This window comes from Pseudomonas sp. 910_23, assembly GCF_052850795.1.
This window is the reverse complement of record NZ_VXCZ01000027.1, coordinates 50,788-73,029: the sequence shown is the minus strand read 5'-3', so window position 1 is coordinate 73,029 and position 22,242 is coordinate 50,788. Positions and strand designations below refer to the sequence as shown.

27 protein-coding genes are annotated in these 22,242 nt (G+C 53.7%); all 27 read left to right on the top strand.

The window, feature by feature from the left end; genetic code table 11:
• Nucleotides 1-243: 243 nt before the first annotated feature.
• The 27 genes from FW800_RS25625 to FW800_RS25495 all read left to right on the top strand — a co-directional run bounded on the left by FW800_RS25625 (nucleotide 244) and on the right by FW800_RS25495 (nucleotide 22,240).
• Nucleotides 244-1,929, top strand: a complete 1,686-nt coding sequence (locus FW800_RS25625; RefSeq protein WP_446438744.1) for a YfjI family protein — start codon at nucleotides 244-246, stop codon at nucleotides 1,927-1,929.
• A gap of 1,343 nt (nucleotides 1,930-3,272) precedes the next feature.
• Entirely contained in the window at nucleotides 3,273-3,428 is a 156-nt protein-coding gene (locus tag FW800_RS25620) for a hypothetical protein (RefSeq protein ID WP_446438743.1), read from the top strand.
• 419 nt (nucleotides 3,429-3,847) lie between these two features.
• A complete protein-coding gene (locus FW800_RS25615) occupies nucleotides 3,848-4,048 on the top strand; it encodes a hypothetical protein (RefSeq protein WP_446438742.1) in 201 nt (66 codons plus the stop codon).
• A 119-nt stretch (nucleotides 4,049-4,167) separates the two neighbouring features.
• The gene (locus FW800_RS25610; protein ID WP_446438741.1) at nucleotides 4,168-4,791 is read left to right on the top strand and encodes an antirestriction protein ArdA; all 624 of its coding nucleotides are present in this window, start codon (nucleotides 4,168-4,170) and stop codon (nucleotides 4,789-4,791) included.
• Nucleotides 4,792-4,886: 95 nt separating this feature from the next.
• Complete coding sequence (locus tag FW800_RS25605; RefSeq protein WP_446438740.1) at nucleotides 4,887-5,168, top strand: AbrB/MazE/SpoVT family DNA-binding domain-containing protein; 282 nt, start codon at nucleotides 4,887-4,889, stop codon at nucleotides 5,166-5,168.
• Nucleotides 5,169-5,396: 228 nt separating this feature from the next.
• Entirely contained in the window at nucleotides 5,397-5,789 is a 393-nt protein-coding gene (locus tag FW800_RS25600; protein WP_446438739.1) for a hypothetical protein, read from the top strand.
• A 496-nt stretch (nucleotides 5,790-6,285) separates the two neighbouring features.
• Nucleotides 6,286-8,928 carry a DNA-directed RNA polymerase gene (locus FW800_RS25595; protein ID WP_446438738.1) on the top strand — a complete coding sequence of 881 codons (2,643 nt, stop codon included), beginning with the start codon at nucleotides 6,286-6,288 and terminating at the stop codon, nucleotides 8,926-8,928.
• 86 nt (nucleotides 8,929-9,014) lie between these two features.
• Nucleotides 9,015-9,311, top strand: coding sequence for a hypothetical protein (locus FW800_RS25590; RefSeq protein WP_446438737.1), 297 nt, complete (start codon nucleotides 9,015-9,017; stop codon nucleotides 9,309-9,311).
• Nucleotides 9,308-9,973 carry a hypothetical protein gene (locus tag FW800_RS25585; RefSeq protein ID WP_446438736.1) on the top strand — a complete coding sequence of 222 codons (666 nt, stop codon included), beginning with the start codon at nucleotides 9,308-9,310 and terminating at the stop codon, nucleotides 9,971-9,973. The genes FW800_RS25590 and FW800_RS25585 overlap by 4 nt, the downstream gene beginning before the upstream one ends.
• The gene (locus FW800_RS25580) at nucleotides 9,970-10,149 is read left to right on the top strand and encodes a hypothetical protein (RefSeq protein ID WP_446438735.1); all 180 of its coding nucleotides are present in this window, start codon (nucleotides 9,970-9,972) and stop codon (nucleotides 10,147-10,149) included. Before FW800_RS25585 ends, FW800_RS25580 begins: the two co-directional genes overlap by 4 nt.
• A gap of 17 nt (nucleotides 10,150-10,166) precedes the next feature.
• Nucleotides 10,167-10,829: a hypothetical protein gene (locus FW800_RS25575; RefSeq protein WP_446438734.1), complete on the top strand. Its 663-nt coding sequence runs from the start codon at nucleotides 10,167-10,169 to the stop codon at nucleotides 10,827-10,829.
• Entirely contained in the window at nucleotides 10,804-11,283 is a 480-nt protein-coding gene (locus FW800_RS25570) for an endodeoxyribonuclease (RefSeq protein ID WP_446438733.1), read from the top strand. The genes FW800_RS25575 and FW800_RS25570 overlap by 26 nt, the downstream gene beginning before the upstream one ends.
• Nucleotides 11,280-11,756 carry an N-acetylmuramoyl-L-alanine amidase gene (locus FW800_RS25565; RefSeq protein WP_446438732.1) on the top strand — a complete coding sequence of 159 codons (477 nt, stop codon included), beginning with the start codon at nucleotides 11,280-11,282 and terminating at the stop codon, nucleotides 11,754-11,756. Before FW800_RS25570 ends, FW800_RS25565 begins: the two co-directional genes overlap by 4 nt.
• Nucleotides 11,757-11,765: 9 nt before the next feature.
• Nucleotides 11,766-13,406 (top strand): toprim domain-containing protein, encoded by a 1,641-nt coding sequence (locus FW800_RS25560; protein ID WP_446438731.1) that lies wholly within the window; start codon nucleotides 11,766-11,768, stop codon nucleotides 13,404-13,406.
• Between the two features lie 14 nt (nucleotides 13,407-13,420).
• Nucleotides 13,421-13,981: a hypothetical protein gene (locus tag FW800_RS25555; protein ID WP_446438730.1), complete on the top strand. Its 561-nt coding sequence runs from the start codon at nucleotides 13,421-13,423 to the stop codon at nucleotides 13,979-13,981.
• A 267-nt stretch (nucleotides 13,982-14,248) separates the two neighbouring features.
• Entirely contained in the window at nucleotides 14,249-14,644 is a 396-nt protein-coding gene (locus FW800_RS25550; protein ID WP_446438729.1) for a DUF1353 domain-containing protein, read from the top strand.
• A gap of 200 nt (nucleotides 14,645-14,844) precedes the next feature.
• Nucleotides 14,845-16,785 (top strand): DNA polymerase, encoded by a 1,941-nt coding sequence (locus tag FW800_RS25545; protein WP_446438728.1) that lies wholly within the window; start codon nucleotides 14,845-14,847, stop codon nucleotides 16,783-16,785.
• A gap of 10 nt (nucleotides 16,786-16,795) precedes the next feature.
• Complete coding sequence (locus FW800_RS25540; RefSeq protein WP_446438727.1) at nucleotides 16,796-16,978, top strand: hypothetical protein; 183 nt, start codon at nucleotides 16,796-16,798, stop codon at nucleotides 16,976-16,978.
• A 148-nt stretch (nucleotides 16,979-17,126) separates the two neighbouring features.
• Nucleotides 17,127-18,101, top strand: a complete 975-nt coding sequence (locus FW800_RS25535; RefSeq protein ID WP_446438726.1) for an ATP-dependent DNA ligase — start codon at nucleotides 17,127-17,129, stop codon at nucleotides 18,099-18,101.
• Nucleotides 18,102-18,539: 438 nt separating this feature from the next.
• Entirely contained in the window at nucleotides 18,540-18,926 is a 387-nt protein-coding gene (locus FW800_RS25530; RefSeq protein ID WP_446438725.1) for a hypothetical protein, read from the top strand.
• Nucleotides 18,919-19,461 carry a hypothetical protein gene (locus FW800_RS25525; protein ID WP_446438724.1) on the top strand — a complete coding sequence of 181 codons (543 nt, stop codon included), beginning with the start codon at nucleotides 18,919-18,921 and terminating at the stop codon, nucleotides 19,459-19,461. Before FW800_RS25530 ends, FW800_RS25525 begins: the two co-directional genes overlap by 8 nt.
• A gap of 122 nt (nucleotides 19,462-19,583) precedes the next feature.
• A complete protein-coding gene (locus FW800_RS25520; RefSeq protein WP_446438723.1) occupies nucleotides 19,584-19,814 on the top strand; it encodes a hypothetical protein in 231 nt (76 codons plus the stop codon).
• The gene (locus FW800_RS25515) at nucleotides 19,814-20,125 is read left to right on the top strand and encodes a hypothetical protein (protein WP_446438722.1); all 312 of its coding nucleotides are present in this window, start codon (nucleotides 19,814-19,816) and stop codon (nucleotides 20,123-20,125) included. Before FW800_RS25520 ends, FW800_RS25515 begins: the two co-directional genes overlap by 1 nt.
• Complete coding sequence (locus FW800_RS25510) at nucleotides 20,109-20,969, top strand: hypothetical protein (RefSeq protein WP_446438721.1); 861 nt, start codon at nucleotides 20,109-20,111, stop codon at nucleotides 20,967-20,969. Before FW800_RS25515 ends, FW800_RS25510 begins: the two co-directional genes overlap by 17 nt.
• A 44-nt stretch (nucleotides 20,970-21,013) precedes the next feature.
• The gene (locus FW800_RS25505) at nucleotides 21,014-21,235 is read left to right on the top strand and encodes a hypothetical protein (RefSeq protein ID WP_446438720.1); all 222 of its coding nucleotides are present in this window, start codon (nucleotides 21,014-21,016) and stop codon (nucleotides 21,233-21,235) included.
• 13 nt (nucleotides 21,236-21,248) lie between these two features.
• Nucleotides 21,249-21,491, top strand: a complete 243-nt coding sequence (locus FW800_RS25500) for a hypothetical protein (RefSeq protein WP_446438719.1) — start codon at nucleotides 21,249-21,251, stop codon at nucleotides 21,489-21,491.
• Nucleotides 21,492-21,982: 491 nt separating this feature from the next.
• Complete coding sequence (locus FW800_RS25495; RefSeq protein ID WP_446438718.1) at nucleotides 21,983-22,240, top strand: hypothetical protein; 258 nt, start codon at nucleotides 21,983-21,985, stop codon at nucleotides 22,238-22,240.
• Nucleotides 22,241-22,242: the final 2 nt, after the last annotated feature.

Here is a 22,242-nt window from a genome sequence, read left to right as displayed (position 1 = left end):
GATTCGCATGAGCGGGCTCCTCTGCATGGCTCAGAGGAATGGCTGGGTTAGTAAAAAATGACTCATACCGTGCTCCTGCACCTACTTCGCTGAGGCAGCTTCCCCCACCTAAAACGCATAACCGGCGTGGATCAAAGACAACGCGAGCTCAGCGCCGCGTCGTCATTCATTCAAGAAACAAAGAGTGGAATTATTCATTTCACCTGCTATTGTCGCTAGAAATAGCGGATGTAGCAGATAAAAGTGAATTCGACTGATGTTGAAATTTCCACCATGATTGAAACCCATCCAGATGCCTCGCAGGACATTTGGCCGAGTTTCCGTGAAAACAGCTTGTTGGACGGGGCGGTGAGAGAGGCCGCCCGAGAACTGCAGGTTCACCGAGAGATGGCGACAATGTGCGCCTTCGGCGCTATGGCAACAGCCTGTCAAGGGCACGTGGATGTCGAAATGCCCACCGGGCATAAAGTACCGACCTCGCTCATGCTGTTGACCATTGCTGATTCTGGTGAGCGGAAGACCACGACGCAGAATTACTTCTTCAAGGCCATCAACGCACGAAATGATTCGGCGTATAAGGCCAACAATGAAGCCCTAGCGGAGCACAAGGTCAAACACCATCTCTGGGGCACACATAAACGCCATTTGGAGCGCACCTACAGCAAGTGCGCCTCTCAACAAGACGAACCCGCAACGCTCGCAGCTCGGGATGCTGTCGCTGAACACGTCAGGACTGAACCGCAACCTGAGCGCTCGGGCAAATTTCTCTACGAAGACACGACCCCACAAGCGCTAGTGCAAATGCTCTATGAAAACTCGCCAAACGGTTGCCTGCTGACCAGCGAAGCCAGCAGTATTTTTAGTGGCAAAGCCCTGGGCGAACTAGACAAACTAAACACCCTCTGGGATGGCAACAGCGTGATCGTTGATCGCGTATCAAGAGCAGGCTTTATTCTCCAAAATGCCCGACTAACACTGTCACTCATGGCGCAGCCGAGCGTGATAGCACGTTTCATGGGGAAACGTGGTGAGGAAGCCCGAGGCACGGGATTCCTCGCTCGCTTCTTAGTCGTCAAACCGCGTCAAATGGCGGGTCAACGCAGTCCGGTCAAACAATCTGCACTGCCGCGCCAACAGGCATTCAATACCCGCATCCACGAACGACTGACCGCCCCCGTTAAGACTGACCGCCAGGTATTGCGCTTTTCGGAGTCAGCAGCAGAATTCTGGCTTCAGTGCAGTCGAGGCCTCGAACAGCAGATGCAAGAGAACGGCCTCTACTATTACCTCAAGGATCACGCCTCCAAGTTGCTCGAAAACACCAGCCGCCTTGCGGCCATCCTACATACGTTCGAGCGCGAACTGGACAACGACATCGAGATTGAAGAATCCACCCTGCAGTTTTGTTGGAAGTTCGCACAGATTTGCTCAAAACACTTCATCGACCATCTGGCTAATGAGCCGCAACTTGTTACAGATGCCAATAATTTAGTGCACTACTTGTTGCAAACGGCTTACAAAGAGTCCCGTACAGAACAAGAGCCGAGAACTGCACGCAAAAATGAAATCAACCCAATCAGCGGTTCCGCTAATATGCCTCGACCTAACGATTTGAAGCCGGGGGCAAAAACCCAATTCACATTGACACAGGTAAAACAGTACGGCCCCAGCACTCTGAGAGGCCGCGCCAGTGCCGAGCGACTCGAGGCGACGATTAAGTTGTTAATCCAGCTCGGGCATGTCGACAAGGTAGGAAGCTACTATCTTTTTCAGGAAACCATTTTGCTCAAACGAAAACCTGAAGTTAAGAACGGCGAAATTATCACCATTAAAGAGTTACCGCTGTTCAGTGAGCAAGAGTATTGGGAACCTGAGCGGCGCCGCGGGTTGGTAAATACATCAGGCTACTTCATAAAAATCCGAACGTAGCTACCAACCGGGAAGAGCTCAATGGCAATAAATATAAACCACTCGTAGCGCCGATGAAATTTTCACGCCGTAACGATACGTTATAACATATGCTTTTAGAGTTATCGCAACAGCTCGATTGATTTAGTCCGCTTATGATTAGGGAGCCCTAACCAAGCTAGGCCGAGGCAAATTAAGCAACTGAGGAAAATCACAAAATCGATGGCACGCCCAAGGTAGGACACTCTCGAATATTATGGGACTGATGAGCCAAATGAGTGACGCATGGAGAGACTTGGTGAGGACTCATCGACGATGCGCGCTAGCCACCCTTGAATCGCGACGAGATAGATGCACGTCGAAAGGCCGATAACGGATGAGGAGGATAAGGATGCAGCTCAACCTCATTGCGTTCAAATATGACTGCTAGAGAAAGGTGAATTTGAGTTGAAGCTACAACACATGCGGAAAAGACTCCTTGCAACTTGAATCGAAGCAAATGCCGCACGTCGCAATGATGGATAGACTTGCAGCGGAAACTATCGACAGGCTTCCGAGGCAAGAAATGCCTCAAAATCCAGATGGGGGAACAGATGGGGGAACAAAATCACCAGATACAAAAAAGCCCCGTAAAAACGGGGCTTTTCAGTAAAATATGGCGGTGAAGGAGAGATTCGAACTCTCGATACACTCTGTCGCAGACCAAGCCCAGTGTTTGCAGGGGTTTTACCCTCCTGGATCTCCTGGAGTGTACCCATAAGGTGTACCCAAGGGGAAGCCTACCCTTTTGAAAATTGGGAAAATTTGTGAGACCCTTCATTGAGACTCACGCTGGCGCACGTACCCCCGTGGGTACCCGCATGTACGCCTACGCCCGGTTCATTCTGAGTAGCGTTTGGGCCCTCTCGCACCTCCTACGCATAGGCTCTATTATGTTAAATGGCCTGCCTGTGCCTATTAGATCCGCCATCCTAATACCTAAAGACTATCGCCTGGGCATCCTCCTGGGTATCATTAGGCATAATCTATTAGGATCTACCTGTCGATAGCACTTCACCTTGTCCCTATCTGTTTCGCTGTCCCTCTCGGGATCTCCCTGGGAACCTCCTCCTATACATCCTCACGACCTCTTCTAGCTCTCCCTGGGAACGATCTCCCGGATCCCTTCTCGCCTCCTCCTTTCGTTTCTCCTCACCTTAGACATGCACATCCCTCGTAAACACTGGGCTTTCCTGGCCCACCCAAAAGAATATTCATTGAATCTACAAAAAGAGCTTGCAATGGATATTCATTGAATCTACATTTGCCACATCGAAACGCAACACACCGCACATAGCGCCCTGAAGAACCTTGAGGAACTCTCAATGACTTACTCCGAAAGCTGGCCTGAAACAGTAACTAAGGCTCAAGCATTGCGCGAACTGCGCACACACGAAGTAAACATAGCAGAGTTCTTCGAGGATCTCGGGGACAAGGAAGAATACTCAAGCGAGGACGTTCTAGGTTGGCTCGGTTATTAACTAACGGAAGCACCTTAAGGAGGCTCCATAGGAGGGCCTTACCATCCACCGCATATAGCGCCAATGAACTAGGGACAATCATGAGCAAGTTAAGGCTTATACACACCGAGGATAACAACCGGGACAAGGTATGCAAGGTATACCGCGACAGTGAATGGAACGAATACCAGGTGCGTGTTTATGTTCAAGGGAGCTACATGAAAGATGCGACCTACCACACTGATGACAAAGAAGACGCCTACGACACTGCAAGGAGCGTGATCAATGAGTAACTACAGAGTTAGATGCTGGTTAGATGGTAAAGGGGTTGAGGTCTCAGAGGATCCCTTTGTAATCGCGGCGTACCCTAGAAGGTACTCCCCAAGAATCGCAAGGGTTGATGGCCCATGTTCCCTAATTGTTTGGGTTAGGAGGTGAATGTGATTAATGAAATTGAATTCAAAGGTTCCAATTTACAGAGTCTCCTAGAGCGTTTTTCTCATATGACAGAAGAGGACCTCGTTAAGCGCTACCACAGTTACATCATGTTCGCCCAGGAGCAGCAGCCTACCTCTATCTTTTGGCAAGAGGCGCTAGTCGCCATCAAGGGCAAACTTAAGACCATTACCACAACAAACTGAGTATCACCTCAAGGGCTCTCCTGTAGAACCCTTCGGGAGCCACTTAGGCTTAACCAACACCGCACATTGCGACTAACTATCAGGAGCTCTTTAAGAGCATCCCACGGGTGATTCACGCCATGAAAATGTATGCAGCCTGCCTCGCAAGTTATAACAACGGAACTCACCATGGTGAGTGGTTCGACCTGGAAGAGTTCATAGATGATGTTGAAGGTCTTCAAGAGGCTATTGCTGCGAAGGTCCTGAGAACCTCAAGGTTCCCTAATGTGATGGTTGATTGTCCAGAGTGCGATGGGCCTGTGGCCTCTACTTCAACCTGTGATGCAGGGGACTATCACTGCCCCGTGTGCGATGGCTCTGGAAAGGTCCCAAGCGCCGAAGAGTGGGCAGCTCATGACTATGACGGTGAGGGTCTCTCAGGCTTCGGTGAGTACCCGAACCTAGAGGAGCTTCTTGAGCACGTCCGCCTGTGCACAGAGCACGGGGACCAGTGGCTAGCCTACGTGGAATGGCAAGGGGCCACCAACGCTACTGAGGACGACTTCGAGGAATGCCGCCTGGGCACCTGTGAAAGCCCTCAAGCCTACTTTGAGGAGAGTCTAGAAGAGTCAGGTCTCCTTAACGAGGTCCCCAAGGAGCTCCGCGCCTATATCGACTTCGAGTCATACGCTCGTGACCAGGAGATGAGTGGCGGCTACCACTTCGAGGAGTTCGGTGGGACTACCTATGTCTTTTCGAACTGAGAACGTCATGTCCAAACATATCCCATCAATTGACAAGGCTGGTCCAAGGCTCACAATGCGTCCGCTATCAACTTACCGCATAAGCGAGGCTCATTGTGATCTTCAAAATCTCCAAGTGGGGACATGGCGCGGCCATCCGCCTCCCAGCAGCAGTAATGACCGGCCTGAATGCTCAGATCGGGGACAGCCTGATCGGGACCCTCGGGGAAAACTCCCTGACCCTTAAGAGTGGTCCACGGCTCACCCCTGATCAGAAAGTTGCGCTAAAGGCGCTCCTACAAAAAGCTCAGAGCGAAGGCAAGACCACGCTCTCAGAAGTTCTTGAGGATCTACAGAATGACATTGCCAAACAGAAGGAGGAGCAGCCCGAAGACTGAGCCTCAAGGTACATTCGAGCTCGCTGGAGGTCTCAAAGGGGCCTCCCCGGCTGAGTTCAAGCCTGTCACCCTTCAAGGGGCTTCCTATGCCCTCAAGACTGCCAAAGTGGTCCACAGGTCTACCCTGCTGGTCTCCCTGCATCAATGCCCACTGGACGAGGTAGAACTCTACCCGGACAGCCCACGGCGATCTCTCCGTATCCGCTGGAATCCTCAGGAGCTCTCCCAATGACCTCTCGTCGTAGCAGCTATCGGGCCGTCACTGTCATCACAGCCAACCAACAAGAGATCGCGCTTAAACCTCTGGCCGTTTTCCTCTACGAAGTCGTGCCTGGCATGGCATACAAGTGCGTGATCCACCGGGCTCCTTTCGGGGACCACATCTGTCTGAGTGACTTTCGTACTGGGATAGAGCTGGCTCACTGCCACCCAACCAAGCCTCCCTTGGTAGACCTCCTGGGGCCTCTCAAAGGTGACATCTACAACGAGACACGGGCGCTCTGGATAGAGGTGGGCAAAGACTTTCTGGAAGCCTATCTATCGAGCCTTCCAACAGGTGACTTTGAGGAAATCCTACAGATGTTACTGAAGGTTCCCGTGAGAAACGGCCCGAATTCATAAAGTATGCATTTATGCATAAATCTGTATGGACATACAGCACCTCGGCAGTTATCGTGAGCATCAGTTGGGAAGACACCAGATGAATAGGCAGCAGAAATTGGCTCTATACAACCTCGGGGACGCCCTAGCGAACCCTATGGAGGCCCTCGTGGCTAGGGTCTACGCTTGGATGTGGGGAGGGTCGCTCCTCCTCGCTCTAGCATGGCTCGCTATTCCTCCGGGGACCTTCGCCGGTCTCCACCGTCCTCTCCTCATGACAGTCTTCTGGGTTCTCCTGGCGGGCTGTCTTGTCTGGGCCATCGGGGCATCCCTGAGAGCCCTCTTTAAAACACCCTGTAAGAAGTAACCGGTTTCTCCTCACAAGTAATAGAAACGGTTTCTCCTCACCTTAGATCCTTCTGGGAATACATATAGATACCTCTTAAGGAGGGCTCTGTGTGCCTGACTCCCTGGATCTTTGCGGACTCCCCTTGCCTGACGATCCTAGGAGGATCTAATGACACCCAGCGAACAACTGGTGCAGCAGTATGGAAGTAAACTTGCTGAGCGACAGATACAACTTGAGATTGAAGGCTCCGAACTGGGGACCCTGAACTTCCATAAAGAGCTAGAGAAAGCCATGGAAGAGAAAGACGTTAACGGGATCCAGGCTTATTCGTGGATCTTCCGTGAGGGTGTCCCTCTGGTGGCTCAGGCAATCGACACATGGAGAACTGAAGCAAGTAGCCCGAAAGGGGGCCGAAAGTCCACGTTACTGCGTTACATCGAAACAATGGATTCTAAGGTAGTCGCCTACATAACCCTGCGCGCAACCCTCACAGCATTCATGGGGAGACCTATGACCAACACGGTAGTCTCCCGGAAGATCGGCCTCGACCTGGATACCCAGTTCAGGGCTGAACGTCTAAAGGACGAATACGGCAGGGCCTATCAAGGAGCCATCGAAGCGGGCCTCAAACAACGACATGGCGACCACGTTAAGCGCGCCTACCTCCAAGCTTGGGAAAAGAGACTTGAGGTTGAGGAAGACGGCAGAAACGAAGCTGATCTAATCAAGGTCGGTATGCATCTGCTGTCTATTGCACTGCAAGCGACTGGCCTGGGTCATCTCCAGAGGGTCTCCTCGGGCGGTTCCAAAGTGAAGGACACATCACTGGTCCTCTCGATGTCCCCGGAGTTCGCCAAGAGAGCTGATCGGATCAACATGAAGTTGGCCGAGATGGCTACCGTTCACTTGCCTACCGTGGTCCCACCGAACCCCTGGACCCACTGGATGGGCGGCGGCTACTACACCGAACACACCCGACCAATCCTCTTTGTTAGGGCCCCATTGGCTGTCGTGAAGAGTGTCTATGACGAACTCGACTTGACCCCTGTGTACGAAGCCGTGAACCGCATTCAGGAAACCCCGTGGGCAATCAACACCAAGGTCCTCGATGTCGCCCAGGAGATCCTGACGTGGAAACGGAACGTGATCGAGGCTTACCCATGCATCCTGGGAGAGGACCCTCCAGAGAAACCTGAGGACATCGACACGAACCCAGAAGCCCGTCTTGCCTACCGCAAGCAGGCGTTCGAGCATTACCAGAAGATGGATGCTTTGGGGTCGAAGAGAAGGCGTGTTGAGTCAGTCTTGAATCAGGGGCAGAAGTTCAGGAGCGACGAAGCTATCTACTTCCCACATAACCTGGACTTCAGGGGCCGTATCTATGCAACGACCCTACTGAATCCTCAAGGGGATGACCTCATGAAGGGAATCCTGAAGTTCTCCTCAGGCGTTCCACTTGGTCTTGAGGGAGCTAAATGGCTGGCAATTCACGGAGCCAACTGCGCCGGGGTCGATAAGGTCAGCTTCGAGGATCGACTCGCATGGGTCGAAGCTCATGAAGAGGTCATCCTCAACTGCGCCAGGGATCCCTTCGAGGAGCTCTTCTGGACAACGGTAGATAGCCCCTTCAGCTTCTTGGCATTCTGCTTTGAGTGGGCTGGTTTCAAGGTCCAGGGAAGCGAGTTCGTCAGTCATATTCCAGTTGCCTTCGATGGTTCGTGCTCGGGTCTGCAACACTTCAGCGCAATGCTCAAGGATGAGATCGGTGGGTCCGCCGTCAACCTGACCCCTACTGAGACCCCCAGCGATATCTACCGCATGGTTGCTGAGAAGGTGATCAAACAGCTTGAAGCTGACGTTGCCCATGGAAGCTCCGATGAGTTCGTGGAAAAGGTCTATGACAAAGGTACTGAGCAGGAGAATAGCACAACGGCTCTAAAGCTAGGCTCGAAGACCTGCGCCGAGAGGTGGTTAACATACGGCATAACGAGGAGTGAAACAAAGCGTTCAGTAATGACACTTGCTTATGGATCTCGTGAATACGGGTTCGCTGAACAGATCATGAGTGACATTATCCGACCGAGTAACGACTCCGGTAAAACGCACTTCTGGCCGACTCCTGGGGAGAAATCCCAAATGGCGCGGTACTTAGCTGCGCACATCTGGACGGCTGTCGGCTCAGTAGTTGTGAAAGCTGTTGAAGCTATGAACTGGTTACAGACTGCCGCATCTCTTCTGGGTTCCCAGGGCCTCCCTGTGAGGTGGACGACACCGGCTGGCTTTACGGTATGGCAGGAGTATAGGAAGAGGACCACTCAGAGGGTCGATACTGTTTTTGGGGCGAGCCTGATCAAGGGTTTTACTGGGGAAACCGAAAACCGTGTGGGTGCCTCTGGGCAAGCCGATAAAGGCGTCAAAGGTGGAGAGGTCCGAGTGCAGGTTCAAATCAGCCACCTCACACCTGAGATTGACAAGATCGCTCAGAAAAACGGGATCAGCCCGAACTTCATCCACTCGATGGATGCGAGCCACCTGATGCAGACCGTAGTAGCGGGTAGTAAGGCCGGTATCAAAGCCTTCGCAATGATCCATGACTCCTTTGGGACCCATGCAGGAAACTCCGGGAAGTTCTTCAGGATCATCCGCGAGGAGTTCGTCCGCACCTATATAGAGCAGGACGTGTTGGCCGTGTTCTCCTCACAGGTCTCCGACCAGCTCAATAATGACAACGTGAAGAAGCTCCCCCCGATTCCCCTTAAAGGATCCCTGGAGGTCTCAGGAGTGAACGAGTCCCTCTACGCCTTCGCCTGACGTTTCTCCTCACCTTAGAACTAACCACATAAACCCAGAAGAGCCCGCCCAGTGCGGGTTTCTTTTTGCCCACAGGAAAGTGAGCCATGACCCTTGTTCTTCGGTATGCCCCCGGCAAGAAACTCTTCAGCGTCCAACAGCTTCTCCCTAATAACAACCGTTTTATCCTCGCCCAGATACCAGTGAACGATCGTAAAGACTTCGTAACCATCGAAGGTCAGCATTACGCAATCACTCCTCAGATGTATGCAAGGGCCTGTCTCTTCAGAAATGTCTACCTGACCATCCCTGTGAGCTCCACGAAGAAAGCGGTAAGCAAACTCGGCAAGGTCTTCTCGAAGATCAAAGGCTGGTTCGGTGGTCCTGAAGGAGTACCGGCATGAGCAAGCAAATCCTTGTTCTAAACAGTATCCGAGGGAAATCCGGCAAGGACACTCTCATCTCTCTACTTGAGTCGAAGGGCTATCGAGTTCACCGAGTCGCCTTTGCAGACATTCTCAAGAAGCGTTGTGCTTCCGAACTGGCCTTCAGTAGCGCCCAAGCAGATGAGTTCGAAGCGATGATGCACCGCTCTGCTAAGGACGACCAATACGGTTTCCTTGCCATCGGGAACATCCCCTCCTCTCCGTATGCGACTTGGCTTGAATATGTGGCAAAGGAGGATCTTTACACCCCTCGCTCACTCCGGTGGCACCTCCAGAAGTTTGGTACTGAGTACACACGGGAGTTCCTGAAGAGCCCGGATGAGTGGCTCAACTTGGGTCTCAAAGAGATTCACGAGGGTATCGACAAAAGCGACGTGAACATTGTAGTGGTGACTGACTGCCGCCTGCCCAACGAACTTAAAGCCCTTGAGGACCTGCGCATGGTTTACCAAACCGTGAGCACAGTCCGCATAGTACGTGACTGGTTCATCTCAGGTGTTGATGACCAGCCGTATCACATCTCCGACATCGCTCTCATGGCAAGCCACTTTGATCACCTCGTGGTGAACAAGCTGGGAGAACCATGGGGAATGTTGGACCAGCTTACGGGTGTTGTATGAACACCCAACAAGCAACCCCTCAGGGGATCCCGTCCGGGACTCCTCTAACCCGCGTAAAAGCCGCTGTTGAAGAACTCGGCTATCTCCCTCCAAGCGAAGCACTAGCCATCCAGAAAGACTTCGGGGTCTCCCCGCAATCTCTGGAAGCCATGGAAGAACGCTTCCGCAACAACTGATAAGGAAATCTGCCGCAATGGCTGAGAACAACTCTGTAGAAGCACTCTCCCCCGCTGGTGAACTCATCTGGCCTTGCCTGTTGAAACCGGACACCAAGTTCGATGATGCAGGTGTCTACAAGACCAAGCTGAAAGCTCGTGCTGACGAACCTACCGCGATCAAGTTCCAGGAGCTCCTGGAGAAGGTACAGCAGGCCGAACACGACCGTCAGGTACAAGAGGCTGAAGCTAAGAAGAAAGGCTCTGGCAAGAAGGTGAAACTGGCGGACCTCCCAATGGAGGAAACCGAAGAGGACGGCGTTGACTATCTGGTCTTCAACTTCAAGTCGAAAGCAAGCTACACCGACAAGAAGACTGGGGAGGTTGTTGAACGCAAAATCGCTCTGTTCGATGGTAAAGGCAAAGCCCTGACCCATGACCTGAAGATTGGTACTGGCACCGTTGCCCGCATCTCTGTCTTCGTGTCCCCCTTCTACACCGCCCTCCTGGGCGCTGGTGTCACCTTGCGGATCCGCGCTGTGAAGATCCTGAAGTTGAAGGAGTTCACTGGTGGCGGTAACGCTGATGCCTACGGCTTCTGTGATGACGAAGGTGACTTCGAAGCTGATGACCACGGCTTCGGTGATGATGACCAGGACTCTAAGGATTCCGACGATGGTGATGACCAGCCGCAGTTCTAAGGGCCGGTCCACAGGATTCAAACGCGGTATCAAGCCAGGGGCTAGCCCCGCTCGGTATCGCTCGGGACTTGAGGAGACCATTGCGAAAGCCTTGGGCCCTGAGGTCCCCTTTGAAGCCTACTTCCTGGATTATCAGGTTCCCGCCAGTGCTCACAAATACACCCCTGACTTCGTTCTGAAGAACAACATCATCATCGAGTCCAAGGGTCTCTTCGACTCCGACGACCGCAAGAAGCACACCCTGATCAAGGCGCAATACCCTGACTTGGACGTGCGGTTTGTCTTCAGTAACCCCAACGCGAAGCTCTACAAGGGTTCCCCAACCACCTACGCAATGTGGTGTGAAAAGAACGGCTTCAAGTATTCCAAGAAGCTCGTTCCTGATGAGTGGCTGCAAGAGCCCTATCGACCGCTTCACCCGGCATTACGTCCGAAGAAGGACAGTTCCAAATGACTCCTCGTCTCAAGGACCGAGACCGCACAGATCTCATCGTTATTCATTGCTCAGCCACCGGCCCAAAGTCCGACATTGGCAAACGCGAAATCACCCAGTGGCACCTCAAGCGCAACTTCGTAACCATCGGTTATCACTATGTGATTCGCCGTGATGGCTCCATCGAAGTTGGCCGTAGAGAAACTGAGATCGGCGCCCACGTAGCGGGCCACAACAGCAACTCCGTAGGGGTCTGCATGGTTGGTGGTGTCGATACCCAGGGGAAACCCTCGGACAACTTCACCGTGCCTCAGTACGAGACCCTCAAGGTCCTCCTGGGCCAACTTAAGGCTCGTTATGAGTCTGCCCGTATCGTCGGCCACCGGGATCTCTCACCGGACCTGAACGGTGACGGCAAGATCACTCCCAATGAGTTCATCAAGGCTTGCCCGTCATTCGACGTGGCTTCCTGGCTCAAGAAGAATTCCCTGTAGGAGGCTCCCATGGCACATGAACATGAGGAGTCCGAGTTTCTCTTCAAGGCTGAATGTCCAGACTGTGGCTCCTCGGATGCGTGTGCAAACTACTCCGATGGGCACACCCACTGTTTCTCCTGTGGGGTTACCACTCCAGGGGAAGGCCAGGGTTCCAAGCGGGAGGTAAAAGCACCTGCCAAAGGTGTTCTCCCTCAGGCCGAGTATGACGGTCGAGTGGAGGCCCTGAAGATCCGTGGGATCAACGCCGAGACCTGCCAAAAGTGGGGTTATATGATCGGCAAGGTCTACGGCAAATGGGCCCAGGTGGCGAACTACCGTGATCTTACTGGCTCCTTGGTTGCCCAGAAGATCCGCTTCCAGGATAAAGACTTCACCACCACCGGCAAGATCGGTAAGTACCTATACGGTATGTGGCTGTGGAAGGATGGCGGAAAGCGTGTCGTAGTGACTGAAGGTGAGATCGACGCTCTCTCGGTCTCTCAGCTCCAGGGTAACAAATGGCCCGTGGTGTCTCTCCCGACTGGTGCGGATGGTGCCAAGAAGGCCATCTCCGAGAACATCGAGTGGCTCAGCAAGTTTGACGAAGTGGTTCTCATGTTCGACATGGACGACCCTGGCCGCAAGGCTGTAGAGGAAGTCGCTCCACTGTTCAAACCTGGGACCTGCAAGATCGCTGAGTTACCCCTGAAGGACGCCAATGAGTGTCTCACCCAGGGCAAAGGCCAACAGGTCATTGAAGCAATCTGGAATGCCAAGACCTATCGCCCAGATGGTCTGGTGAACATCTCCGAGATCCGTTCAAGGATCAAAGAGAAACCAGAGATCGGTCTTCCGTGGTTCCTTCCGACCCTCACGACCCTCACCTATGGGCGCCGCTGGGGTGATGTGTATACCTTCGGCGCCGGTACTGGTGTGGGTAAGACTGACCTGTTCACACAGCAGATGGCCTTCGACGTGGAGATCCTCAAGGAGCCCGTTGGTGTCGTCTACCTGGAACAGGACATCGTTGAAACCGGTAAGCGTATCGCTGGCAAGATGGCTGGTAAGCGTTTCCATGTCCCTGACGATGGCTGGACCGAGGACGAGTTAGACGCTCAACTCGATGCCATGGGCGACAAGGTGACTCTCTATGACGCCTTCGGGGGTACTGAATGGGAAACCGTGGAGGCGAAGATTGCTTACATGGCCCAAGCCCTGGGTATCCGCCTGTTCTACGTGGACCACCTGACAGCCCTGGCTGACCCTTCCAATGAGAAAGAATCCCTTGAGATCCTCATGGAAGCCGTTGCAGCCCTGGCAAAACGCCTGAAGATCATCATCCACTTGATCTCCCACTTGAGCACCCCCGAAGGGAAACCTCATGAGGAAGGTGGTCGAGTCATGATCCGGCACTTCAAAGGCTCCCGCTCCATTGGTTTCTGGTCCTTCTTCATGTTTGGTCTGGAACGCAATCAGCAAGACTCAGACCCAGTGAAAGCCCAAACGACCACCTTCAGGATCTTGAAGGACCGCTTCACAGGCCAAGCCACAGGCAAAGTGATCTACCTCGCCTATGACCCCATCACAGGTCTCCTCTCAGAAAAGGTCGGTTATGACCCTGAGTGCGATGACGCCCCGGACGGTGACGAAAAAGCCCACGGGTTCTAACCAAGGAGATCGCAATGATCACCTATCCAAAGATGCCCCTCGCTTGGGTAATCTTTCAGCAAGTTCTTTCAGATGCAGTGGGCTACCCGGTGATTCTCGCTGGGGGTTGTTTGCGGGATCTCTACTCTGGCCGACAGGAGAAGGTTAAAGACCTGGACTTCTGGCCGGAATACCTAGGCACAGCTCACCGTAAGGAAGTCCTGGCACAACTGCTGGACCTCCGCTTCACGGGCCGCACTGGATGCACCTTGGCGTATACCGAGGGGAACCTAAAGGACCGTGGAATCATGGCTATTGACTGGCTCGTGGCTCCCAATGGTCAAGAGGTCAACCTGATATGGATCGACGGCGCAGATCCCCAGGCAATCCTCAATGGCTTTGACTTCGGTATCAACCAAGCCTGCTGGGATGGATCGCAATGGACCATCTCCGACGCATTCATGCGGGACCACCAGGAAAAGACCATCTCGTTGATCCGCTCCTGGGAAGTCCCTAAGCGCCTTCGTGACCGAGTGGTGCGGATGCAGGAGAAGTTTCCGGACTACAAGCTTCTCTTCGAGGTCCCTCATGAGTGATCTCAAGGTATACACGGTGGTTCACCACACCTCTCATCACGAATACACAGCAAGAGTAGTAGCCAGGAGCCGATGGGAGGCTTCCCAGGCAGTGGAAGGAAAAGTGATGCATGTCTCCTCTAGTGGAAAGTTGTACTCAGGAGCGGTGTTATCCGAGAGCGGCTGGAGCTTCAGTTTTAGCCCACCAAGCTACCCAAAAGTATCAGAGGAGTGGCGGATCTACCTACTGAAGAGGAGCTTCAACCAAGGTTTTGAGGACTCAGTTGCATGAGTTCTTTCACCACTCCCCTTCAGTTGACCCCTGTAGAGGGTCTGTCCGAGACCTTCGAACTTACCGAACCCTTCACGTACCACCTGGGCCATGAGTCCAGTGACACCTTCGTCACGGTTCCCAAGGGGTTCATCACGGATGGAGCCTCAATTCCTCGGACCATATGGCCGCTGTTGTCGCCATGGGGCACCTACGGGAAAGCCGCTGTGGTCCACGACTACCTATGCGTCCACCGGAAGATGGTGCGTGACGGGGAAGTCGTAGTGATCACCCGTGAGGGTTGCGATTGGATCTTCTTGGAGGCCATGCAGGTCCTGGGAGTTTCGTGGTTCACCGCTCATCTCATGTGGAGGGCTGTGAGGTCCTACGCAATCTTGAAAGGAATCAAGTAATGGCTAACTACTGCATCAAGTGTGTTCATCACTCTGTCACAGGCGGCTCCCACTCCTGTCTGAGAGAGAGACGCTTAGGCACGTCCCGCGTAACAGGCAAAGAAGCTTGGCTTGGGAAGGTGCTTTCGTGCGAAACGGAGAGGGAGTCTAAAGGGGTATGTCAGCCCCAAGGGTTGCTCTTCAAATCCAAGGATTAACGCATGCACCTATTCGACGTTGAGTCGGATGGGCTGCTAGATACTATCTCGAAGATCCACTGTCTGGTCATCAAGGACTCCCTTTCGGGACGCACCTGGCGATATCGACCAGACAACGTGGAGAAGGGCCTTCGAAAACTCATGGACATCTCCTGGGAAACTCCAACCCCAGAAGAGCTTGAGGTAGATGGCCCTTATCGGATTGGCGGACACAACGTCATTAAGTACGATGTCCCAGCCATCCAGAAAATCTTCCCGTGGTTCAAGCCTAATCCGGCTGCTGTATATGACACCCTCGTGGTGTCCCGCCTGATCTTCTCCTCTCTCGAACTCAAAGACTCCAAGCTGATGCGCCAGGGGATCCTCCCCGGCAAGCTCTTTGCGAGTCACTCCCTGAAAGCTTGGGGTTATCGCCTAGGGGTTCTCAAAGGCAACTACGCCGCCGAGACCGAGGATGCCTGGGCTGTCTTCTCTGAAGAGATGCTCACCTACTGCGTTCAAGACGTGGAGGTCACGGCCAAGCTTTACGAACTTCTCAACGGCGCCCAGTACCCATACACAGCAATTGAGCTGGAGCATGAGACGTGCTGGATGATCGCCCAGCAAGAGCGCAACGGCTTCCCCTTCAACGAGAAGCAAGCGGCGATCTATTACGCCTCACTGAGTGCCCGAAGAACTGAGCTTGAGAGCTCCCTCGTGGAGACCTTCGGGTCTTGGTATGAGGCTGCAACGAAGAATCCCAAGGTTCCCAAACAGGATAACAAGCGCTTTGGGTATACCGGTGGAGCTTCCTTCACGCCCATCAAGTACATCACCTTCAACCCTGGCTCCCGTGTCCATATTGCCCGATGCCTGAAGCGCATGGGGTGGATCCCCACGGAGTTCACCGAGACAGGTCAACCGAAGGTCGATGAGAGCACTTTGGAGGCCCTGGAGTTTCCTGAAGCCAAGCTCGTTACCGAGTACCTGACCATCCAGAAACGGATCGGACAGTTGGCCGAAGGTGATAACGCATGGCTGAAACTGGTGAGTCCTCAAGGGCGCATCCATGGCTATGTGAACACCAATGGCGCAGTAACAGGCCGCGCAACACACAGCTTTCCTAACCTTGCCCAGGTCCCCTCCGTGAGGCTGGACAAGGATGAGAACGTCCTATGGGGATTTGCTGGAGGCTGGGGTGCTGAGTTCCGTGGACTCTTCGGGGTTCCTGAAGGCTGGTGTCAGGTCGGTATCGACGCCTCTGGCCTGGAGCTTCGATGTCTGGGGCACTTCGTATGGGCCTTCGATGATGGGCAATACGCCTACATCGTGCTCAACGGGGACATCCACACAGTCAACATGAACGCTGCAGGTCTCGACACTCGGGGCCAGGCTAAGACCTTCATCTACGCGTTCCTCTACGGGGCAGGTGCTCAGAAGATCGGTTCGATTGTTCTCCCCCTGGGAACCGCTGAGGAACAGAAGGCTATCGGCAAGAAGCTGATGCGGGAGTTCCTGAAGAAAACCCCAGGGATCAAGAAGCTCCGTGATGCGATTCAAAAGGTGCTCGTGAAGAGCGCTGAATGGGTCGGCAAGGAACAGAAGATCTCCTGGAACCGCCGCCATCTGATCGGCCTGGACGGGCGCAAGCTACACATCCGCTCTCCTCACTCAGCTCCTAACACCCTCCTCCAGTCTGCCGGTGCCCTCATCTGCAAGAAGTGGGGTGTGGAGACCATCAAGCGCTTAACGAAACTCGGACTGAAGCAAGGTTGGGATGGCGACTACTGCCAACTGGCCTGGGTTCATGACGAATATCAGTACGCCTGCCGTACCCGTGAGATTGCCGAAATCATCAAGCGGGAGTCCCAGCTCGCCATGAGAGATACCCAGGAATTCTTCAAGTTCAAGGTGACTCTCGATACCGAAGGGAAGATCGGCAAAACATGGTTTGAATGCCACTAAGGACTAACACATGGAAGTAACGAAAATTTGGTGTGAGTGGGACATCGGCGTCAATGAATGCCTGTGGACCACCGAAGCCGCCGCTATGAAAGACGTAGCTGAAGCGCTAACGGGTGTAGGTATTGAGGAACCCATTGAGGAACTTCTTAGTGCCGGTCTCCTGGGTTTCGAGCAGGTCATTGTGCGCACCTGATGGACCTCTCAACGACCTTCAAGCTGGGCATATTCGGTGCTCAGTTTGTTGTGCTCCTGTGGTTTATCCGAAGGGATCTCTGGGACAGCTTCCGAGGTTTCTCCTCACCTTAGAACTATCCACATGAACCCCTCAAGGAAGACCTCCAATGAGCACTGTAGACAAGAACGTACTGACCCGAATGACTGGACGAAAGCCTAATAAGCTCGTCCAACTGGTCCAGGACCTCGATGACGTCAATGCGAAACACCTGAGCAACCCACAGTATCTCTACCACGTAACGACCAAGCTGGATGGGGTCTTCGCCCTGTTCGTTTATGTAGACATTCCCGAGGTGACTGGCTGGTGCGCATTTACGCGAACCGGCGAGGTTTCATGGGCGTGTCTCCATCTGGAACGCGAACTGGAACGCCTGAAGATTCCACGTTCCGTAGTGGTTGTCGGTGAGGTCTTGAAGTTAGAGCCTCAATCGGAAGCAGGCCCGGAGGATTCCTTTGAGGAGCTCTCCTACTGCCCTGTTCAAGAAACCTCGGGATCCTTCCGCCGCCATCAAGCAGATCCATCCTTGCGACTCGTGGTGCATGACTTCCTCAGTCTTGAAGGCTTCACCGAGGGAATTACCAAGAGCGTCTTCGGCAACCGCATCCAACGGGCCCTCCGTTGTGGGATCCCAATGACCCGCGACAAGAACGTACTGGTACGTCTTCCTGAGTACACCTGCGTGACCCTCGAACTCGCCAAAGTGATTGCCGAACAAGTGATTGATGACGGCGGTGAAGGGGTGATCGTTCGTGACCTCGAAGCGGCCTGGGAAGCTGGGAAGCGAGACCACAGGATCATGCGGATCAAAGAGAAGATCACCAAGGATCTCCTCGTGGTCGGTGTGAAAGAGGGTGTTGGGAAGATGGCTGGTATGGCTGGGACTCTCACCTGCAAATGGCACGATCAGACCATTGAGGTCTCTGGTGGTGACTTTGTGCAGCGCCGAGGTTGGTTCCTTGATCCCACTTTGATCGTCGGTCAGATCATTGAAGTGGAGGCTATGAAGATGACTCCTAAAGGGGTCCTCCGTGAGCCGCGCTTCAAGGGCATTCGATTCGATAAAACGGAGGCTGATGCATGAACCTCCTAAACCCTTTGATTGATGGTGAGTGGGTGGACCGCTTCCGCAAAATGGAAGGTTTTGTAGATATCGACCGCCGCTCAGGGCGCTCCACAGCCCGAGCCTTACGCTACCTAGCGGATGCCATTCAGAACCCTCATACGGAGATCCTGATAAGAGACCATCACGGCTCGACGTGTGCGTCGGAGTCTCTACGACGAATGATCCAAGACATCGTTCTAACCCTGGGGTTGAAGGAGTTTCACTTCACCACGAAGCCTTCTCTCAGTTTTGGGAGAGCCCTCAAGTGACCTTCGGAATCCTCTTCAACTTCCGCTCCTGCTGGATCGGTGCTCACTACTCCTCCTACAACAAACGCCTGTGCCTCAACCTGCTTCCCTGCGTGACCCTCTGGGTTTGCGCTCCAGGTGGCAATCGACCGAAAAAGGAATACCGCTGATGGACATCACTCAAATCATGGGCTTCGGGCTCATTGGAATCTTGTTGGTAGTTTGGGGCTTCGTAGGTGACTGGAAGTCTTGCTTTGAGCGCATCAAGGGTTTCCGCTGGGATTACCGTAGCGCATCCACCCGTGACCTCGCGCAAGCTCCTATGATTGCACTCGTAGCTTCTATTTTCATGAGAGTGCCTGAGTGGGTAGGTGAGTTCCTAGTAGCGGCTTGGCGCTTCCTCAAGGATGGCTTCCTTGTGATCTTGGCTAGCTTTGCCCTGCTGGCTAGCTCTCCGGTTTCTTTTCCTGCACTGGCCTTTTATCAACGCCGAGAGGCTCGGAAGAAGATGCTGGAGGGGAAGAAACGGAACCTTAAGGAAAAGGCTTATGCCTGAGCCCATTCAGATGGAGGTCCTAGCGGCCTCCCGTGGAAGGTTCCTGGAAACCCCGAAGGTCTCTGAAGCAGCTTGGGCCGCACTCCATAAACTGATTCACTTCCCCACAAGTAATCATTTTGGGCGCTTGATGAAAAAGGGCCACAGCCAGGCAGGAGTTTTCCAAGGGTTGTCCATCACGATCCGCTTCAAGGTGGAACGTTTCGAACTCCTGACCCTCCTGCCCCGGCTCCTCCCCGGTCACCTCCAACAGATCACACCTGATGGTCTGGTGACACTTTCTGGGCCAGTTTTATCACTGCTGAACGCTTGGTCGGACTTCAAGTATCTCGCCTTCTCGCAAGAGTGGGAGGAGCTATTGAAGTACATCCACGCCTTCAACAAAACCATCGCTGAAGAGTTCCCAGAGGATTCCCTACTGGCTCTTCAAGCATTAATCGACCGCAAGGAAGCACTCCATGTTGCAACTCAACAGGATCCTCAAGGTATTCACACGAGCACTCGCCAAGCTGGAGAAACTCCAGGCCAAGCATGACGAAAACATCGCCGTGAACACCCAAGTGATCAAATCGCTGGAAGACCGAAACCTGGACCTCTTGGCTGAACGTAATGCAGCAGCCGCGCGCGCGCCCGCCGGATCTCCGATTTGGTGCGCGAATGAATGAGTACCTAAGTGTGCTGCGTCACGTCCTGCTGAACCCTCAAAGTTTCCAGTCGGACTTCTCCCGCAAGAACGCCGCAACCATTGCTGAAGCAGCCTCACGGGGGCACGTCTCGGCGGTCCTCAACAACAAAGCTCGTGATCGCTGGTTCGTTACGTCTGCTGGTCTCGCACTCGTGGATGAAGCTGAACCAGGCATCAAGAGCATCGTTAAGGAAGTGAACTGATGGCTCGTGCCAAGAAAGCCCCTTTGGAAACTCCAGCAGTGATCCCAAGCGGCCTCCCAGCGAACACCTCGTGGGAAGCTGTCGCAACCTATCTGGCTGAACAAGGTTTCTCCCCCAAGAACCTTTTTCGTCCGCCTGGTGTGCGAGATCTCATTTATGTCCCCGAAATTGAAGGGGACAACTGGGCGAAGATCACTTGGAGCTTCCGCAATAGTGACCTGACGTACACCGTGGAGTCTCTGACTCTGGTCCGCAAGGAAACGGTTCGTAAGGTCGAGGTCAAGGATGTGACCTATGAAGAACGAGAATAGTGGGATTGCCCTACTGATCGATGGTGACATGGCCCTTTATCAGGCATGTAGCAATGCCGAACAGGAGATCGACTGGGGTGTCCACTGGACGCTTCACAGTGATCCTGAAGAAGCCTATGCGATCTTCAAGAACACCATCGAGAAGTTGTGCCTGGAGGTCAACTCCCGGCTGAAACTTGAAGAGACCCCACGGATTTACCTGGCTTTTACGGACTCGGTGAACTGGCGCAAGGACATCCTTTCGACCTACAAAGAGAACCGCAAGGCCAAACGGAAACCGCTGTGTTACTACCACGTCCGAGAGCGTGTCTTTGCTGAGTGGGAGACCCTTATGGTCCCTACGCTTGAAGGCGACGACGTGCTGGGCATCTGGGCTACTTCCGCTCACATCAAGGGTCGCAAGATCATCGTGAGCGGTGACAAGGACTTCAAAACGATTCCCGGTGAATTCTGGGATTACGGTCGCAAGAAGTTCTACAACATCTCCGAGGAAGAGGCCAATTACTGGCACCTCTATCAAGCCCTCATGGGTGACATCACAGATGGCTACGGTGGTTGCCCAGGGATGGGCGAAGGTACAGCGGCCGCTTTCCTTGAGAATCCCTTCATGTGGTTCCAGGAGGAGAAGATCCTCAAGAGCGGTCCCCGTAAAGGTCAAGCCGTTCTCCAATGGAAACAGCGAGAGCTCTCTGAAGGGGAAACCCTGTGGGATGCCTTCGTGTCCTGCTTTATCAAGGCTGGTAAGACTCCTGAAGATGCCCTCGTGCAGGCCCAAGTAGCTCGTATCTGCCGGAGTTCCGAGTGGGACTTCAAGGCCCGCAAAGTAATCCCGTGGACCCCTTGAGTTTCTCCTCACCTTAGAACTAACCACACTCACAGAGAGGTCCCATGGACGCTTTCCAACCGGATTCACTTGAAGCAGACCTGGATGATGGTGAAGACAATGCACCAGTCGTTAGTAAGGCTCTGGTCCGTTACATGCAGCGGCGCTTCAGTGCTGACAAAGCCCTGGACCTGAACAAGCCCAATGCTGACCAACACCTGGGCTTCCTTAAGGGTCAGAAAGAACTCATGGACCACCTCTCGATGTTAAGCAACCGGCGCAACTGAATAGGTAATAGGCATGGGTTCTCTCTTTGGCGGTAAAGCCAAGACACCTAAAGTCACCCTACCGGCACCTCCTGTAACCGCTCCAGACGCAATCACCGAACGTAAGCTCGGCCAGGATGGCGAGGATGATGGTCAGGACCTCACGGAAGGGGTCAAAAAGCGCGGCAAGTCCTCCTTGAAGATTAACCGCGAAACACAGGTAGCCGCATCCACAGCGGGGGCCAACTATGGAACCACAGCCACTACCAGCGGCTGAATCCCTAAAAGCCCTTGGGATGCACTACCGGCTGATCAAGGATGAGGAAACAGCCAAACAAATCCACGAGATCGGTTGGAGCGTCCAGGAAGGATCGCCCTTTCGGAGTGTGCGTGAGGCGTCCCCCGAGGACACCTTGGAGACGTACCTTCGAGCAACCAAACCGTGGGAAGACTCCCTGGCCCTTATAGGGTTCTTCGATGCCTCTTCCGGGGACCTCCTTGGGAGCGTCCTCTTGAGTATCGGGCCTCTCTGGTACAACCAAGAGAAGCTGGGAGTCTATGAGCTTTGCCTCGCCGCCACTCCTAAGGGAGCCGGTCGGGGTATCGCAAGGGCTACAGCAGTGGTCCTGAAGGGCTTCGTTGAATCAGGCATGGCCTCAGTGGCAGAAGCAGGTTCAGCGATGTCCTCGAATCCTACCCAATTGGAGAACGCCTACCGAAAGGCGGGTTTCTCTACCTTCAAATCCTTCGTGATGGAGACTCACCCACATGGGCGGAGTTAGCAAAGTCCTCAAGAAGGCAGCAGACCCTTTAGGCATTGCCAAGCAGGATGCGCCGAAAACCACGGCAGCACCCGAAACTACTCCCGCAACGGAAGTGGTCGCTCCAGGCGAAGTCTCCAAGGATAAAGAAACGGAGTCCGGTGCTTCCGATTCCGTCAAGCGAAAGCGCGGTAAGTCTGCCCTCAAGATTCAACAGAATACAGGTGCTAACGCAAGCGGGTCAGGCACAGGCGTAAACGTCTAAGG

Bases quoted from the DNA above. Each gene is read 5' to 3' on its own strand.
- FW800_RS25620 (WP_446438743.1), top strand. From the start codon at position 3,273: ATGACTTACTCCGAAAGCTGGCCTGAAACAGTAACTAAGGCTCAAGCA.
- FW800_RS25610 (WP_446438741.1), top strand. From the start codon at position 4,168: ATGAAAATGTATGCAGCCTGCCTCGCAAGTTATAACAACGGAACTCAC.
- FW800_RS25600 (WP_446438739.1), top strand. From the start codon at position 5,397: ATGACCTCTCGTCGTAGCAGCTATCGGGCCGTCACTGTCATCACAGCC.
- FW800_RS25595 (WP_446438738.1), top strand. From the start codon at position 6,286: ATGACACCCAGCGAACAACTGGTGCAGCAGTATGGAAGTAAACTTGCT.
- FW800_RS25590 (WP_446438737.1), top strand. From the start codon at position 9,015: ATGACCCTTGTTCTTCGGTATGCCCCCGGCAAGAAACTCTTCAGCGTC.
- FW800_RS25585 (WP_446438736.1), top strand. From the start codon at position 9,308: ATGAGCAAGCAAATCCTTGTTCTAAACAGTATCCGAGGGAAATCCGGC.
- FW800_RS25580 (WP_446438735.1), top strand. From the start codon at position 9,970: ATGAACACCCAACAAGCAACCCCTCAGGGGATCCCGTCCGGGACTCCT.
- FW800_RS25575 (WP_446438734.1), top strand. From the start codon at position 10,167: ATGGCTGAGAACAACTCTGTAGAAGCACTCTCCCCCGCTGGTGAACTC.
- FW800_RS25570 (WP_446438733.1), top strand. From the start codon at position 10,804: ATGGTGATGACCAGCCGCAGTTCTAAGGGCCGGTCCACAGGATTCAAA.
- FW800_RS25565 (WP_446438732.1), top strand. From the start codon at position 11,280: ATGACTCCTCGTCTCAAGGACCGAGACCGCACAGATCTCATCGTTATT.
- FW800_RS25560 (WP_446438731.1), top strand. From the start codon at position 11,766: ATGGCACATGAACATGAGGAGTCCGAGTTTCTCTTCAAGGCTGAATGT.
- FW800_RS25555 (WP_446438730.1), top strand. From the start codon at position 13,421: ATGATCACCTATCCAAAGATGCCCCTCGCTTGGGTAATCTTTCAGCAA.
- FW800_RS25550 (WP_446438729.1), top strand. From the start codon at position 14,249: ATGAGTTCTTTCACCACTCCCCTTCAGTTGACCCCTGTAGAGGGTCTG.
- FW800_RS25545 (WP_446438728.1), top strand. From the start codon at position 14,845: ATGCACCTATTCGACGTTGAGTCGGATGGGCTGCTAGATACTATCTCG.
- FW800_RS25540 (WP_446438727.1), top strand. From the start codon at position 16,796: ATGGAAGTAACGAAAATTTGGTGTGAGTGGGACATCGGCGTCAATGAA.
- FW800_RS25535 (WP_446438726.1), top strand. From the start codon at position 17,127: ATGAGCACTGTAGACAAGAACGTACTGACCCGAATGACTGGACGAAAG.
- FW800_RS25530 (WP_446438725.1), top strand. From the start codon at position 18,540: ATGGACATCACTCAAATCATGGGCTTCGGGCTCATTGGAATCTTGTTG.
- FW800_RS25525 (WP_446438724.1), top strand. From the start codon at position 18,919: ATGCCTGAGCCCATTCAGATGGAGGTCCTAGCGGCCTCCCGTGGAAGG.
- FW800_RS25520 (WP_446438723.1), top strand. From the start codon at position 19,584: ATGAATGAGTACCTAAGTGTGCTGCGTCACGTCCTGCTGAACCCTCAA.
- FW800_RS25515 (WP_446438722.1), top strand. From the start codon at position 19,814: ATGGCTCGTGCCAAGAAAGCCCCTTTGGAAACTCCAGCAGTGATCCCA.
- FW800_RS25510 (WP_446438721.1), top strand. From the start codon at position 20,109: ATGAAGAACGAGAATAGTGGGATTGCCCTACTGATCGATGGTGACATG.
- FW800_RS25505 (WP_446438720.1), top strand. From the start codon at position 21,014: ATGGACGCTTTCCAACCGGATTCACTTGAAGCAGACCTGGATGATGGT.
- FW800_RS25500 (WP_446438719.1), top strand. From the start codon at position 21,249: ATGGGTTCTCTCTTTGGCGGTAAAGCCAAGACACCTAAAGTCACCCTA.
- FW800_RS25495 (WP_446438718.1), top strand. From the start codon at position 21,983: ATGGGCGGAGTTAGCAAAGTCCTCAAGAAGGCAGCAGACCCTTTAGGC.